Origin of the sequence: Paenibacillus artemisiicola, assembly GCF_017652985.1 — a bacterium.
Taxonomy (GTDB): domain Bacteria; phylum Bacillota; class Bacilli; order Paenibacillales; family Paenibacillaceae; genus Paenibacillus_Z; species Paenibacillus_Z artemisiicola.
Window position 1 is genome coordinate 224,665 of record NZ_JAGGDJ010000004.1, and the last position, 15,071, is coordinate 239,735.

The 15,071-nt window shown below is 51.1% G+C and carries 12 protein-coding genes; all 12 read right to left on the reverse strand.

Annotated elements, in window-relative coordinates:
* Positions 1 to 104: 104 nt before the first annotated feature.
* On the reverse strand, positions 105 to 887 hold the full coding sequence (locus I8J29_RS09480) for a DeoR/GlpR family DNA-binding transcription regulator (RefSeq protein ID WP_208847370.1): 783 nt from the start codon (positions 885 to 887) through the stop codon (positions 105 to 107).
* Positions 888 to 996: 109 nt separating this feature from the next.
* Positions 997 to 3,435, reverse strand: a complete 2,439-nt coding sequence (locus tag I8J29_RS09485) for an alpha-mannosidase (protein WP_208847371.1) — start codon at positions 3,433 to 3,435, stop codon at positions 997 to 999.
* A gap of 69 nt (positions 3,436 to 3,504) precedes the next feature.
* On the reverse strand, positions 3,505 to 4,425 hold the full coding sequence (locus I8J29_RS09490) for a class II fructose-bisphosphate aldolase (protein WP_208847372.1): 921 nt from the start codon (positions 4,423 to 4,425) through the stop codon (positions 3,505 to 3,507).
* Positions 4,426 to 4,601: 176 nt separating this feature from the next.
* On the reverse strand, positions 4,602 to 5,417 hold the full coding sequence (locus I8J29_RS09495; protein WP_240546026.1) for a carbohydrate ABC transporter permease: 816 nt from the start codon (positions 5,415 to 5,417) through the stop codon (positions 4,602 to 4,604).
* 59 nt (positions 5,418 to 5,476) lie between these two features.
* The gene (locus I8J29_RS09500; protein ID WP_420831111.1) at positions 5,477 to 6,427 is read right to left on the reverse strand and encodes a carbohydrate ABC transporter permease; all 951 of its coding nucleotides are present in this window, start codon (positions 6,425 to 6,427) and stop codon (positions 5,477 to 5,479) included.
* Between the two features lie 104 nt (positions 6,428 to 6,531).
* Positions 6,532 to 7,920: an ABC transporter substrate-binding protein gene (locus I8J29_RS09505; RefSeq protein WP_208847374.1), complete on the reverse strand. Its 1,389-nt coding sequence runs from the start codon at positions 7,918 to 7,920 to the stop codon at positions 6,532 to 6,534.
* A gap of 685 nt (positions 7,921 to 8,605) precedes the next feature.
* On the reverse strand, positions 8,606 to 9,385 hold the full coding sequence (locus I8J29_RS09510) for a DeoR/GlpR family DNA-binding transcription regulator (RefSeq protein WP_208847375.1): 780 nt from the start codon (positions 9,383 to 9,385) through the stop codon (positions 8,606 to 8,608).
* Positions 9,386 to 9,660: 275 nt separating this feature from the next.
* On the reverse strand, positions 9,661 to 10,416 hold the full coding sequence (locus tag I8J29_RS09515) for a phytanoyl-CoA dioxygenase family protein (RefSeq protein ID WP_208847376.1): 756 nt from the start codon (positions 10,414 to 10,416) through the stop codon (positions 9,661 to 9,663).
* A 230-nt stretch (positions 10,417 to 10,646) separates the two neighbouring features.
* Positions 10,647 to 11,150 carry a hypothetical protein gene (locus I8J29_RS09520; RefSeq protein ID WP_208847377.1) on the reverse strand — a complete coding sequence of 168 codons (504 nt, stop codon included), beginning with the start codon at positions 11,148 to 11,150 and terminating at the stop codon, positions 10,647 to 10,649.
* Positions 11,151 to 11,870: 720 nt separating this feature from the next.
* Positions 11,871 to 12,509 (reverse strand): ThuA domain-containing protein, encoded by a 639-nt coding sequence (locus tag I8J29_RS09525; protein ID WP_208847378.1) that lies wholly within the window; start codon positions 12,507 to 12,509, stop codon positions 11,871 to 11,873.
* A 68-nt stretch (positions 12,510 to 12,577) separates the two neighbouring features.
* Positions 12,578 to 13,402, reverse strand: coding sequence for a sugar phosphate isomerase/epimerase family protein (locus I8J29_RS09530; RefSeq protein ID WP_208847379.1), 825 nt, complete (start codon positions 13,400 to 13,402; stop codon positions 12,578 to 12,580).
* 55 nt (positions 13,403 to 13,457) lie between these two features.
* Positions 13,458 to 15,050: an extracellular solute-binding protein gene (locus tag I8J29_RS09535; RefSeq protein WP_208847380.1), complete on the reverse strand. Its 1,593-nt coding sequence runs from the start codon at positions 15,048 to 15,050 to the stop codon at positions 13,458 to 13,460.
* Positions 15,051 to 15,071: the final 21 nt, after the last annotated feature.

Below are 15,071 nucleotides of genomic sequence, written 5' to 3' on the forward strand. Positions count from 1 at the left end.
GATAGGTGCCGAGTTCCTTTTTTCAGATGTGCCAAATAAGACCGAAACTATCTAAGTTCCGGTCTTATTTGATTTTTCTACGCATCATGCGGTCAAGTTTCCATTTAAATTACATCGCACACGATAACCTGCACGCCCAACTTGCGAACTTCAGCCAGAATGATTGGATCTGCGAGCGAGCTAGTGATGAGAATATCCACGTCCTTAAACGCGCTGTAAGCGATCAAGGCTTGTGCTTGAAACTTGGTATGGTCGGCAACGACGACGACCTTCTGGCCTGCCGCTACCATCGCTCGCTTAATCCCCGCCTCGTAGATATCCGAGCTTGTAAATCCTATTCGAAGCGAAATGCCGGTCGTCCCCATAAAGACATAATCGGCGTTATAATGCTGAAGCTCCGCTTCTGCTACGGGTCCGACCAAACTCATGGATTTCTTGATCATTTTTCCGCCGAGCAAGAAGATGTGGGTTGCCTCGTTCTCCATCAGCTCTTCGGCGATGTTAATGCCATTGGTGACGGCGACCAGTCCTTCCCGCGATTTTAGATGACTGGCCACGCACCACGTGGTCGAACCGGAATCGATGATGACGATTTGATTCTCCCCCACAAGCTCGGCCGCCCTGCGCCCGATCACGTTCTTCTCTTCGAAATGCTCGAATTTTCTTTGCTGCACGGGAGGGATAGACACCGATATTTGCTGGATATCGTCTACTAATACGGCTCCGCCATAGCTTTTCTGGATGAGCCCTTCTCGTTCCAGCTGGTTCAAATCCCGGCGTATGGTTTCCTCGGAAACATTGAAGGTTTTCACGAGCTCCGCTACTTTAACGCTTTTTTCCTGCAACAGCTGTTCTTTAATCTTGTTGCGTCTCTGAGCGACGAACACTGTGATCCCTCCCGACAACTTGATCTTCTTCATTCCTATCAGGATCGAATTCGTTTTCCTTGCCCCGTTATCCTGCCGAGCCGATTCATGAATCCCGGCCGTCCTGCTTTTACCATTCGATCATGTTCACTTCGCAAACGGGCACGCTCGCGTCCTTCGAGACCCGGAACGTTTTGATCTCGCACGGACCGAACGTCGTCTTGATCGTGCGTCCCCATTGCGGCAGCGTGATCGTGGCATCCGTCAAGACCTTCGAGGTTTCGTACAGCCGGACGATCAGATCGTCGCCATCCTCGCTGTTCTTCATCGCGCCCACAATGACGTTGTCTTTGTCCACCGACAGGAAGGAGTTGATTTGTGGCAGTGCCCCGTTATGATACGTCTCGATAACCGATACCGGACGCTGGATTAGCTCTTGCGCTTTCTTGACCGTGCCGGCTTCCTCCCAATTGCCTTCATGCGGCATGATCCGGTAATTGAACGTTTGAACTCCTTGATCGATAAACGTATAGTGGCCGTTCTCTTCCGGAACCTTGGGATCGTGATGCGCATAGATCGCGCTGCGAAGCACGGTAATCGCCAATTCCTTATTCATGATGCTGTAGCTATATTTTGCGTCATTCATAATGCTGCATCCGTACACAACGCCCTTGTCGCGCGCGATGCCGCCGTAATCGACCCAGGATTGCCCCGGCTCTTCCTCGCCGTTGTGCTCCCGCTCCTTGAAGCCGTACGGAATTTCATACGTTTGGCGCGTGAAGACGAAGTTCATCGGGAACACCAATTTCAGCATCTTAAACTGTTCGCGCCAGTCCACGGTCACTTTCACGTCGATGTAGTCCAATTCGCGATACATGGTAAAATCCTGTACCAGCCTGGAACTGCCGTAAGCGGAAGTTACGCGGATGACGGACTTGACCGGCCCATGCTCGACGCGCTTCACGCTAGTCGCCGCGAATTCGCCGACCGCCTTGTTGAAATGGAACACGTTATGGCTCCATGTATCGCTCTTATCTTCGATGACGACCGGCTTAGCCGCACCGCCATTCTCCGGGCGAAACACCTCGAAAGCCAGCTTCTTGTCGTGCAAACTGCTGATAAAGCCGGTGGCCGGATCGAATTCAATACGGAAGCGATCATTCTCCATGGTGTAATCGCAGGACTTAATCGGGTTAATCTGAAGCTTGGCTTCCGTCGCTTCGGTACGGAGCTTATACACCCGGTAGCCCAACGGCGGCAAATCGGCGATAAAGCTCAGGCGGTAACGGCCGTTCGCCGTCGCAAGGGACTGTACGCTTTGGAACGCGAGTTGCTTGCCGGTTTCATCGACAAGGATCGTGCCGTCGTTGACGCTGCCGCCCATTTCCAGCTCGATATTCGCCTGGTACGCCCAAGAATGCGGATTGAACACGACAATCGGCTTCATCCCCTGCTCTTCCTCGATCCCGATATTCCACGAGAGCGCTTGGATCGCATAGTTCATATTCCGGTCCGCGATGGTAATGGCTTCGCCATACAAATTGCGTGCGTCCTCATAAGCCGGTTCGATTGACGTGCCGGCCAGAATATCATGGAATTGATTGAACAGCACGCCTTTCCATGCGGTAATGAAGTCCTTGGGGTAAGGCTGATTAGTCGCGCGCTCGGCAATTGCCGAGAACTTCTCGGCCGCAATCAGCATGTTCTCGGATTTGCGGTTGAATTTCTTGATCTCCGAATGTACCGCATAACAACCGCTCGCGTGATGCTGCAGATCGTCGTGAACGACCGGATACTGAACGTCTTTCTGTTCGACGGCCTCAAAGAATCGGTTCGGCGTGCTGAAGACGAGCTCGGGCAGCGCGGGATCCTCGTTCATGCGGCGAATGCTCGCGATGTTCTCCTTTGTCGGTCCGCCGCCGTGGTTCCCGACGCCGTAAAAACACATGAGTTCGTCAATCGGCTCGCGGAGCTCGCCTGCGCAGCGGGCGACATGTAGATCCAGTACTTTTCCCCAGGTACAATACTCAAACATAATGCGGAAGCACAGCACCTGTGAGCCGTCATCCGATTCCCATTGGAACAAACGGCCGGGCAGTCCCTTCTCATTCGGCATCGGGCGCATCATGACGTAATAGTCCATTCCGGATTTCTTCAATATTTGCGGCATCATGCCAAAGTGGCCGAAGCTATCCACGTTATAACCGACCTTAGCGGTAACCCCGAACTTCTCCTTGAAATAACGCTGGGCGTACAAGCCCTGGCGGACAAAGGATTCACCGTTCGGGATGTTGCAATCTGGCTGAATCCACCAGCCACCGACGATTTCCCAGCGGCCTTCCTTGATACGCGAGCGAATTTCTTCGAACATGGCCGGATCATTATTCTCAACCCACTCGTAATAGACGGCGGAGCTAGACGTAAAAAGGAAGTCGTCGTTCTCCTTCATCCGGTCTAGCGCCGAACGGAACGTCGCTTTCACTTCCTGGAAGCCCTCCTGCCATTGCCAGAGCCACACCGGATCCAGATGCGCGTTACCGATCATATGAAGCTTCTTTCTCGTAGACATACCATAGTCTCCTTGTGATGGAATCAAGTGCTGTAAATCGTATTCGTCAATGAGCTCGTTTGCCCGTTCTTAGAACAAGAAGTCGACAGCATGTTCCTTGCTGCCTAGGAAGTTCGAAATCTTATCGAGCACCGTCGCTTCTACGGCTGCCAGACCTGCGTTCAACGCCTCCGGCGAAAGCGCCTTAAGCTCTGCGTTGGTCATCCGCTCTGTCCGCCCGAGCGCTTCCAGCAAGGATAATTCGAGATCCGTCGCAATGTTGACCTTGCTGATCCCTCCTTGCGGCAGCTTAATTGCCTTCTCGATCATCCAAGCCGGAACGCCAGAGCCGCCGTGCAGCACTAGATGCACAGGCGTTAACTGTCGGATGGCCTCCAGACGGGCAAAATCGATCTTCGGCTCCTTTACCATATAGACGCCGTGTGCGGTGCCAACGGAAACCGCCAGGGAATCGACGCCGGTCTCATCGACAAAACGCTTCGCCTCTTGCGGATCCGTATACAATTCTTCGTCATTGTCCGTCTCAATGTAATCCGTCGTACCGATCATGCCAAGCTCCGCTTCCACGGAAACGCCGTTCGCATGAGCGAACTCAACCGCCTCTTTTGAAATGCGGATGTTCTCGTCAAGCGGTTTCTCGGATGCGTCGATCATGACCGAGGTGAAACCCGCTTCTATCGCTTCCCGAATGACGGAGAACGTCTTCGTATGATCCAGATGAAGAACGGCAGGAACCGTAATCTGCTCAGATTTCAGGCGAGCGTAGAATTCATCCGCAAATTCCTTCGGCGTAATGCCGTAACGCTCAAGCTCCTTTTGCGAAATTTGGCAAATAAACGGCGACTGCGCTTTTTGCGCGGCGCGCAATACGGCTTGAATGACCGGCGTGTACCGCGGGGAGAACGAACCGATCGCGTACTGCCCTGTCTCCGCCATGGCGGACGCTTGCTTCAAGGTAACGACATTATGTGGTTTGCTGAGAAGATTCAATGTAAATCACTCCTATGATTAGATAATCGTATTGTAGTAGGATTCCATGATTTCAACACACTTCATCGTATATGCCGAAGTAGACGTCATTGGAGCAAAGCCTCGTCGGCCGAAGCGAGGAGTAAAATAAGGTTTGTTTATCTAGGGATTTTCGAACGTCCAGTCCCTGAAACTCTCTACCCTTTGGTACCAGACGAAATATTCATCCCTTCGATAAAGTAGCGTTGAAAGAAAAAGAAGAGCAAGATGACGGGCGCCAATGCGATCAGCGACGCAGCCATCAAGTAATTCCACTGGGTCAGCTCGGCGCTCCTGAATGCCGTAAGACCGATTTGAATGTTGAACATCGATTCTTTGTTCACGTAGAGCAGCGGACCGAGAAAGTCGTTCCACGCCCCTTGAAACGTCGTGATCGCAATGACGATGACGGCCGGCTTCGCCAGCGGCACCATAATGCGGGACCAAATGTATAAATGATTTGCGCCATCCATCTTGGCCGCTTCGATCAAATCGTTCGGAATGCCCAGGTAGAACTGACGGAGCATGAAGATTTGGAAGGCACTGCCGAAGAAACCCGGAATCGTAAGCGGCAAATAGGTTCCCACCCAATGAAGTTTGGAAAACAAAATATACTGAGGAATCAACGTGCAAAACCCCGGAATCATCATGGTAGCCAGCATCAACGAAAACAGGAAGCTTTTCCCCTTGAATTTGATTTTGGCAAATCCGTAGGCTATAAACGTATTGGACAGGACGTGAGCAAAAACGCCGACGCAGGACAAGAAGAGCGTATTCAACGCATAGCGGCTGAACCGGCCGCTTACCCAAGCATGCGTATAATTGCTCCAGTGGATGGAATGCGGATACTTCGTCGGCGGAAAACTCATGATTTCCTGCATGGACTTGAACGACGTAGACAGCATCCACCAGAATGGCGCAAGACAAACGATCCCTATTACGATCATGATGAAAGCAATGACCGTTTTCGACATTCGCTTGCGCGCTCGCCGGCTTTGGAAATAGTTCCCCGAAGATGAAGCGGAGGACATGCTCATCGTTGTTCCCCTCCTTCATAATGGACCCACAATTTCGACAAGGCCATGTTTATCAAAGTCAAAATAATGACGGCCACGAAGAGGAACCATGCCATTGCTGTCGCATACCCCATTTGGAAGGACTGGAACGCCTTAAGAAACATATGGAGGTTATAGAACAGAAGCGAGTTCATTGGCGAGCCTGGCGTTGACTGATCCTGCACCATGACGTAGCCTTCCTGGAAGATTTGGAACGCGCCGATCAGATTGGTGACAAGCTCAAAGAAGATAACGGGCGTAATCATCGGCACCGTAACGTGCCAGAATCGCCGAAGCGGGCTTGCTCCATCCAACTCGGCTGCCTCATACAGCTGTTCGGGCACACCTTGCAGCGCGGCCAGATACAGCAGCATGCCTCCGCCGGCCCCCCACAGCTTCATCAGAATAACGGCGGGCTTTGTCCAATTCGGATCAGTCATCCACGCAGGACCGTCAATGCCGATCCAACCAAGCGCCATATTGACAAGTCCCGTGCTTGGATTCAGAAGCATCATCCATAGATAAAAAACAGCGACGCCCGCTAGAACGGAAGGCAAATAGAAAACGGTTCGGAAGATCCGCATACCGGGAATTTTCTGATTCATTGTTACGGCCAGAAGCAATGCCGCGAAAGTCGTTAACGGAACGTTAAACACCACGTAAAACAACGTATTGTGCAGCGATTTCCAGAACAAAGAATCATGAGTGAACATATTACGGTAGTTGCGAATACCTACCCAATCCATCTGCGAGGTTATGTCATAGTTCGTGAAGCTCGCATACAACGAGAAGAGCAGCGGCCCAAACGTAAACACCAGGAAACCGATGATCCAAGGCAGGACGAACGAATAGCCCCACATCGCTTCCTTGCGCTCTAGCGACAATCGTCTCCCCTTGGCGGTTCTGTTGATAGTGGACAAGTTAATCACCTTCCTCTTTACAATTGCTTTCATTCCATCTCTGAAGCGGCTGCTTCATGCAAGAAGGAGCGGCTGACAACCAACCACTCCTCCTGCATTGCGGCAATTTTACATTAGCCTCCGTTTTGAGCAATCAAGTCAGAAATGTCGTTTTGTGCTTGTTCGAGTCCCTTTTCTGGCGTAGTTTTCTTTTGCAGAATGGCGTCTACTTGCGGATCAAGCATTTTGAGCATATCCGCGGCAGCTGCTGGACGCGTATACACGCGAGTGTTTGCCAAATTGTCGACGGATGCTTTGTAAACTGGGTCCTTAGACAATTCCGAATCATTAGACGCCTGCACGTTTGCGACGTTGTCGTAGTTCATTTTCGCCCAGTAGGTTTGAGCTTGAACATCGGTCAGGTACTTGATGAATTCCCACGATTCCGCAGGATGCTTCGCGCCGGCCGGAATCTCAACCACGAAGCCGCCGCCCGTACTCCAATGACCGGCACCTTCTTTTGTCTCAGGAATTGGCGCAATGCCTACGTCCATACCTTTGCCGAAATCGCGAAGTTGTGTTTGGAACGTTACCGCATCCGGCCAGATCGCAACTTTGCCAGCAATGAACGGATTCGCTTCCTTACTGCCGAATGTCGCTTTGTACTCGTCAATGTTCTTCTGACCGAGGCGGTCGGTATAACGCTGCACATACTTGAATCCATCGATTTTCGCCGGCGTATTAGCGTTGGCTTGACCATTCTCGTCCAACCACCCCTTGCCGCCGTCGAAATTGACCGCGATGCTCTTCGCGTCGAACCCAGCGAACTGAGGCGCATACCCAATTCGCGTATAGTTGCCGTTTGCGTCTTTCTTATCCAGCTTCATCGCTACTTGCTCCAACTCGTCCCACGTATCCGGGAATTTGTTAGGATCAAGTCCGGCTTCCTTGAACGCGGTTTTGTTATAGAACATCATGCGTGTGTCTGTCGTGAATGGAAGCGCGTAAGGGTCACCTTTATAAAGGACCGTGTTCCAGAGGTCTTCGCGGAAACGATTTTTCACGTCAGGATCTTTGGCGAGAAATTCAGCCAAGTTTGTATTTTGCTTCTTCGCCGCGCGAAGCCCGGTTTCTTCGATAGCGTTTACAATAACGTCCGGAGGATTACCTGCCGCTGTTTGTGCGAGCGATTTTGTCCAGATATCACCGAATGGATAATAGGAGTGCTTAACTTCGATTGTACCTTCGTGGGCCTTGTTGAAATCGTCAATGATCTTCTCAATGAGTGGCCGTCTAGTTTCTGAGCCCCAAAACGTCCAGAAATCCAGCACAACCTTTTCTTTAGGAGTAGCATTGTCTTCCGGTGCAGGTGATGCGGCCGCGTTCTCTTTGCCGTTGCTGCTGCTGTTGTTGCTGTTGCTGTTGCTGTTGCTGTTGCTGTTGCTGCCGCAACCCGTCAAGAGCGCGCCGGCCGTCAAAGTTAAAACAAGTGATGCGATTGCAGCTTTGTTTACTTTCTTCATCCCACAGACCTCCCATTATTTATAAGCCCACACCAAAAACCACACTTAATGCAAAACCCCTATAAACTGAAGCGCTTACATGTGGTATTTAATGCTTATGTGTCAGTTATAAAACTAATCAGTCATAATGTCAACATATTTTTAAGAGTTATTGAAGGGTTTTCATAAAAAATATCGATTTCCTTGCGGCTTTTAATGACTTTCTAATGAATAGAGGCACCAATACGTAAAAAACCGTCGAAATCTTCCTTCGACGGTTTTAAATCTTATTTCTATTTTGCATCTCTCGCGATATACACTAGAAACACGCTCGGACAATAACGCGAGGGACAAGGCTGCCGACGGATCCCTCTAATCAACCGAAAACACTTTTCCAATCCGCATCGCATGCGGAAGCGCCTCTACTTTATCAAGATTCTTCATAGAAAACGACTTCTATCATCCAAAAAACGCTTCCGATCACAAAGGCGTCATATCGTTATCGGAGGCGGTCGCCAAGGCTGTATGGTTGACAAGCCATATGGCTGAGAGCGCCCCTTGGAAGGAATCCGTAATGTTGCTTCTTGCCGCCTTCGCGAACATCGTTACTTTCTTGAGTGATGTCTGCGACGCATGTTTCTCTAGGTATAGATATTTGCAATCGTATTTTTCTAGGGCTGTAGTTCTGCTTGTTCCTGGTTCCGTTTTAGATAGGACATACGATAATTTGAACGCCATGCTGCTCGATTTCATTAAGAACCGCGGGATCGGTAAGTTCACTAGTAATGAGAATATCCACCTCTTGAAAGACGGCATACGATACGAATGCGTTCTTAAGAAACTTGCTGTGATCGGCAACGACAATGACTTTTTGTGCTGCCGAGACCATGGCCCGCTTCACTTGCGCTTCGTAGAGATCAGAGCTCGTAAAGCCTTTACGCAGCGAAATTCCCGATGTGCCGAGGATCGCGTAATGGGCGTCGTACTTCTTGAGTTCTTCCTCGGCTTGCGGTCCGACCAAACACATGGACTTTCGGATTAGCTTCCCTCCGATTAAAAAAATGCTGCACTCCTCGTTCGCGCTACATTCTTCCGCAATGTTGATGCCATTCGTTACAATGGTTAGATCGGAGACCTGCTTAAGATGACGGGCTACGCACCACGTGGTGGAACCCGAGTCCAAAATGACGCTCGAATTATCTTTCACGAGACCCGCAGTCGCTTTCCCAATCGCGTCCTTCTCTTCATAATACTGAAAATTCCGCAGATGCAAGGGCGGCACTATCGACATCGTCTGCTGTAGTTCCTCCGTCAATACAGCGCCACCATAATTTTTTTCCACTATACCTTCTTGTTCCAGTTGGAAGAGGTCTCGGCGGATCGTTTCATCTGACACATTAAAGTGTTTGGCAAGATCGACTACCTTCACGCTCCGCTCTACCATCAACATCTCTTTGATTACATTTCTGCGTTGTGACGCTATCATGGCCTATCCCCCTCGACAAGAATGAGCTCTCTGGAATACATTCGGAGTCACGAGCAATGATTACGCGCTGCTCCCATTCCAACAAGTCCGAACGCCCACTCACGAAAGAATGTGGTTTTTTGTGTGTATTTCCTTATTATATGGATCAAAAAGCACAGAAGTCAACGAAAGGCAGTCTTAAGACTTGGAAAATAAAGTCGTAGACTGCCTCTCGTTATTGAACTTCGATAACAAAAACGGATGATGGATCACCTTTTGAAAAATCTACTGACCCCTCACGCTAGCGTCGACCGAAGACCCGGCCAATGGCGCCACATGTCTAAGAGTGGTGCTTGCCAATCGGTATGACGGTCTTTATGGTCAACCCGAAAATAAGTAGAATAGCGGATTCGCTCCGATAGGTTAATACCACCTGCATGAACCAACTGGTAGTGCGTAATGATCAAATCTCCTGGCTCACCTGTGATCTGCACCGGCTTCGATAACGGAACACTAGCCGAACGATGCATCGTTCGAAACCCTTCATCCCGGAATAATACTTCAGCGCCATGTTCCCTAAAGTAAAGCTCATACGCCTTGTGGGTACCTGGATACACCGTAAAATTCCCATGGTCCGGCTCACTTTGATCACTCAGGATGACGCCGACTAGTGCCGTAAAATTTTGTGCAATGCTGTCTTTTACGTGAAGGACACCATCCAGATGTGCCCCGAGATCATCCGGCGGATTATCTATGTAATCCGGGAATCGCAGTGCGAGTTGCCCCATGCCGATCGGATGGTAGGCATCTTCTCCAACCAGCGAATCGATGATCGTTTTGACCGGTGTGCGGTTAAACAAGTCTGTTACGAGCGGCTTTCTTTCCAACTCCCTACAATAATTCGCGCCGTGATGGCCCTCCGGAATGCCTTTGCCAATGGAATGATTAATTGCCTTCATTGTTTCTCGAATCATAATTTTCGGAACAACGCCCGGGACTTTCACATAGCCTTGATCAATTAAGTGCCGCTTCTGCCGATAGGTTAACTCCATCCTCTATTCCTCCCTCAGTTATCTTCAATTGCGGTCATTGCCGGAAACGAGTGATGTAACTCGGTAAGCCTACATGTTGATCATTATCAGGTATATTCCTTCCGGCTAAAGGCCATGCCCTCATCGCGGAATTGCTGCGGAGTCAATCCGTAATATAAGCGAGCTCATATGCGTTTTTCGCTTTGCTTGATCCAAATTTCCAGAGACGAATATTAGCTCTTTGTCGCTACCTAGCCGCTCACGCATCGTTGAGAGCGCCTCCTGGTATAACTCCCCGATGCGCGCCATTGCGCCACAATGACCGATACGCCTACTTTCAAGTACAGCTTGGCGCTCTCCTGGATTTGTATCGCGAACTGTTCCACCCGTTTCATTTGGAACTCGTTTCCATACCCCATTGTACCATCATCTAACCGGTTCTTCGGCTTCAAGCCCAGTACGAGATGTTCATGCACATCCTTACATGCCCATATGTCAAAGTCATGCTCGCCGAGCTCTTCGGCAATGTTGATAATGGCATACTCCATCAGCGACATGCTTTGAAAGTCGCGTCCCGTGAAATCCTCCTCCACTCTCACTAGCATTAACGAGAACGCATCGCCTTCACGAAAGGAAAGGTTGTACAGTTCCAGCTTCGCCTTCAGAGCCTCGGCGGAATAGTGCTTGCCTTGAAGCAACTCACCCAGCAGATTGCTTTTCAGCTGAGGAAGATCTCTCGGTACCGACTGATTCAAAATCGTACTGAGGGAGTTGAAAGAAGGCAGCCGATCACTAGTGCGCGACCAAATGCACTTACCCCGTTGGCGCGAGCTGCCCGACTATCTAGGGACGCCGTACACCTTCATCTGGAACCCCGGCCGACGACATAACGGGCGCTCTACGATGTCATGAAGGACCCTCCATCTTAATCGACGGGCTCGACGGGGAGAAATGTGAGACACAATTGTGGCTGCCAGTTCGGCAAGCGGAAGATGGACTGATAGCAAACATAAAAGACGGGGATTTATCCCTCGTCTCAGGTTGTATAGAAACCCACGTTTTTCAAAACGTACTATTTCAAAAATGGTAGATTGTGATTGAACGATTTTTGGCTTCAATAGACTTACCCTTAACGAGAGTTCTTCCGAGTAAGCATTGAAATCTTTGCTCACTTAAGACGACTTTCTACCCGATAAGCGGGTTGAAAGTCGTCTTTTGTTCAATCGCTTTTTCAAAACTGAAAGTTCATAAGTTCTTCAGTCCATGCATGCAATATTACAATCAGGGCAGAAGTGACCTTGCCGCCCCGCAAGCGTCCAGGCGAGCACCATTTGGGCGAGGCTCTGCCTACGTGCAGCTGTCACTTTCTTATGATCCGAGCGAAACGACGGGCAACTTAAGCCAACCGGCCTCGCAGTGTTGTAGCGCATGCCACTATAACGTCCTGGCGCGGGCAACAGGTCATGGCTTGCCTCCTAACCTAGCCGATTGGCACACCAGAGCATGCCCCTTCGTAAAATTTCTTGGAAATTCCGATCCTTGTACGCAAAATCGTCATGACCGGACTGGTAGCAGAACACCCGGCTGTTCTTATACTGCCTCGTCCAGGCAATCGCCTTCATGCTGTTCGGATGGTCGGCCGTAATGAGAATTTCATTGTCCGGATTGGGCTCGGCCATCGTGTACGTCTCATCGATCATGGCGAAATTTCGCAGTCCGCGTGTAATCGGATGATCAACTGCAGTCAGGTCGTAGCGCACCGTCTGCTCCCAGTAATATTTGAAGCTGCGGTCGCCGACTCCGGCCACCTTCGTCCACAACTCCCAATTGCGGTAATTCAAGATGGCATGGTGCAGGAGCAGAATACCTTGGCTGCTGCTGCCCAGCTTTTGTTCCAGATAAATTCGTCTGGCGTCGTCCTCAGCGGGAGTTGGATCGCTCAAATTATAATAGACGACCACGTCATACTTGTCATTGTCCTCATCCTTGCAGAAGATATCGAGGGACTGGACATAAACCTCAAATTCGTCGAACTGCCAGAACAGACGATGAAAATGAATCATGTCGACCGGATGCCATTCCGTAATAACGGCCGCTTTCAGCTTGCTGCTCATATCGCTTCACCTGTTTCGTCTAAAGTAAGGGTAGGCTTGATGCCCGCTATGCTGCCTTCGCCAAGAATCTACGAGCGGTAGTGCTCATCGCGCAGCTGCTGCATGTACTGGAGCGTAATGGCGGTCTCGTACTTATAATCGATCTGCTCGGCGCCAGTCGAGCTCATCCATGGGGAGGCTACCGACACCGTACTCGCATAGCCGATCTCATGCAGCAGGTGGAACAATTGATGGTAGAGCGCCGTACGTGGTTCAATGTTTGGCTGCGAGAAGCCATTGCCTTCGCCTGCCATATGCACGTGCAAGCAGTAGCTCGGATCCTTTCGTATTACATCAAGCGGCTCATTCAGCTTAATAAAGTAGTTTAGGTCAGCCATAACTCGGATTGACCGCCGGCCGGTTGCCTTGGCGAATTCGAGCCCTTCGCTGTAGCTGGGAAACAGTGTCTTCAGATCGGCATTGGGCTCTAGAGCGACGAGCATCTCGTATTTCTCGGCCTGATCGGCGATGATGTTGCAGAAGCTGATCGCATCGTCGATCGCCTTAGCTCTGCCGTAGCCTTCGGGCGATTGGAAGAAGCCGCCCCATACGCCGACCACCTTAACGCCGGCCTCGCTCATCCGGCGGAAGGACCGCTCCGCCCAAAAAACATTTTGCTCCCGGTCGAAGGATGGACCGGACGCTACTGTGCCGAGGCCCCCGATATAGTGGCTTGCCACCGGAGTCGGGACGCCCGTCGCCCGGTACATATCGCGATTCTTGTTCCAATTGACTTCGCTTTCCATCGGCACCATATGGATTCCGTTCGGAATTTCGTAATAGTCCCAGCCTTGCGCGATTTGATCGAGGGGAATGGCGTCGGTAACCAGGCCAAGCTGAATTGTTTTTTCCATTTGAATGTTGTCTCCTTTTGGGTTGATGGTAGTGGACCTTGCGTTTTCCCAGCCGCTATTCTCCGCCTTTTTTCTTGACGATCGGGTTCTGCGCCATATAAGCGTTGATATCCTGCTCCGTCTGGGCGGCAAGCGGCTTGTACGTGCCGTCGATAAACTTCTTTAATTCGTCCTCGCTGATATCCCCGTTGACATAACGGGTCTCCAGCGTAGTCAACGTTGCCGTCTGGTCCGGAATCGATGCCTTGAAAGTCGAGAGTTGCTTGATGAACGGTACGTAGTATTCGGTGACGTCCTTCCGTGCCTCCAGTGCCTCTTTGTTAAACTTGTCCCGCTCCTCCTGCGTGTCGCCGCCAACGATGGCCTCTCTTCCGCGGTATGCCTCGGCGAACGCCAGTGAGCTGCTGGTGATCGTCGTCAACTGCTGAATCTGCTCCGGCGTGCGGTCGACGGTGCCATTCTCCGCGTCATAGCTGTTGTAATTCGTGTCCTGCAGGCCAAGCTGGAATAGCTCAAATCCCTCTTGCGAATTCGCCCAATCCAGGAACTTCAGGGCGGCATCGATATTTTTGGAACTGGCCGGAATTTGGAACGCGCCCCAGTTGGACGGCGGCATGTTGTAGATCGCCTCGCCGCTCGCCAAATTTTTCAGCGGAATATGATACGTATAGTCCGCCGGATTCAAGTTGTACTTCTTCAGGAAGACGCCGACGTTACGGTCGGAAATGCCGATGATCCCGGCCTTGCCCGAGGCGAAACGCTCCTCATACTCGGTACCCTTGTACGTGATGAAGTCACGATCGATAATGCCTTCCTTATACATGTCGCGAAGCTTCGTCAGGTAAGGCAGGAAGTCTGGCGATGTTGCGTTTGTATGGAACTTACTGTCGCTCGCCGGCAGCCCCGGATTCAGGCTGAAATTATACGCGGTCGAGAAGAAGTCTGACGTTAGGGTGAAAATATTGCTCTCGTCGGCATTGCCGCCGGTTGTAAAGCCGACCGTATCTTTCTGGCCGTTACCGTCGGGATCATCGTTCGTGAACGCCCTGGCGACATTCATAAAATCGTCGACGGTGGCCGGCGCTTGCAAATGCAGCTTGTCGAGCCACTTCTGGTTGATCAGATAGCCCCAGCGGTCATAAGAGTTGGGTCTCGGCACGCCGTGAATTTTACCGTCCGTCAGCGCCGTCGAATCACCCCATTGGGCCTTCGAGATATTGGCGGTCAAATTCGGGTAACTTGCAATCTTGTCATCAAGCGTCGCAAGCAGCCCCTGTTGGGACCACTTCTCGAAGTCGACGTCCGTGCCGCCCCAGAAGATGTCGGGCAGATCACCTGATGCCATAATGACGCGCAGCCGGTCGAAGTAGCTGTTCTGCGGCGGCGCTTCGATATCGAGCTTGACGTGAGCCAGCTTCTCCGCCTGCTGAATGACCGGATTGTTCTTCAGGTTAATTTCCGGATTTAGGTTGAGCACCAGCTTTAGCGTCGGCACCGGCTCTTCGGTCGCCGATCCGGCAGCCGCGTTATTCGGCGGATCCGCCGCATTGCCGCCCCCAGAGCAAGCGGCCAGCAGACCCACCAGGGAGACGATGCCAAGACTTGCGGCCGCGCCCCCGCGTCCTCTCTTTCCCGCAAATGCCTTCATACAAAACCTCCTTTTGTCATA

Bases quoted from the DNA above. Each gene is read 5' to 3' on its own strand.
- I8J29_RS09485 (WP_208847371.1), bottom strand. From the start codon at position 3,435: ATGTCTACGAGAAAGAAGCTTCATATGATCGGTAACGCGCATCTGGAT.
- I8J29_RS09495 (WP_240546026.1), bottom strand. From the start codon at position 5,417: ATGTCGAAAACGGTCATTGCTTTCATCATGATCGTAATAGGGATCGTT.
- I8J29_RS09505 (WP_208847374.1), bottom strand. From the start codon at position 7,920: ATGAAGAAAGTAAACAAAGCTGCAATCGCATCACTTGTTTTAACTTTG.
- I8J29_RS09510 (WP_208847375.1), bottom strand. From the start codon at position 9,385: ATGATAGCGTCACAACGCAGAAATGTAATCAAAGAGATGTTGATGGTA.
- I8J29_RS09515 (WP_208847376.1), bottom strand. From the start codon at position 10,416: ATGGAGTTAACCTATCGGCAGAAGCGGCACTTAATTGATCAAGGCTAT.
- I8J29_RS09525 (WP_208847378.1), bottom strand. From the start codon at position 12,509: ATGAGCAGCAAGCTGAAAGCGGCCGTTATTACGGAATGGCATCCGGTC.
- I8J29_RS09530 (WP_208847379.1), bottom strand. From the start codon at position 13,402: ATGGAAAAAACAATTCAGCTTGGCCTGGTTACCGACGCCATTCCCCTC.
- I8J29_RS09535 (WP_208847380.1), bottom strand. From the start codon at position 15,050: ATGAAGGCATTTGCGGGAAAGAGAGGACGCGGGGGCGCGGCCGCAAGT.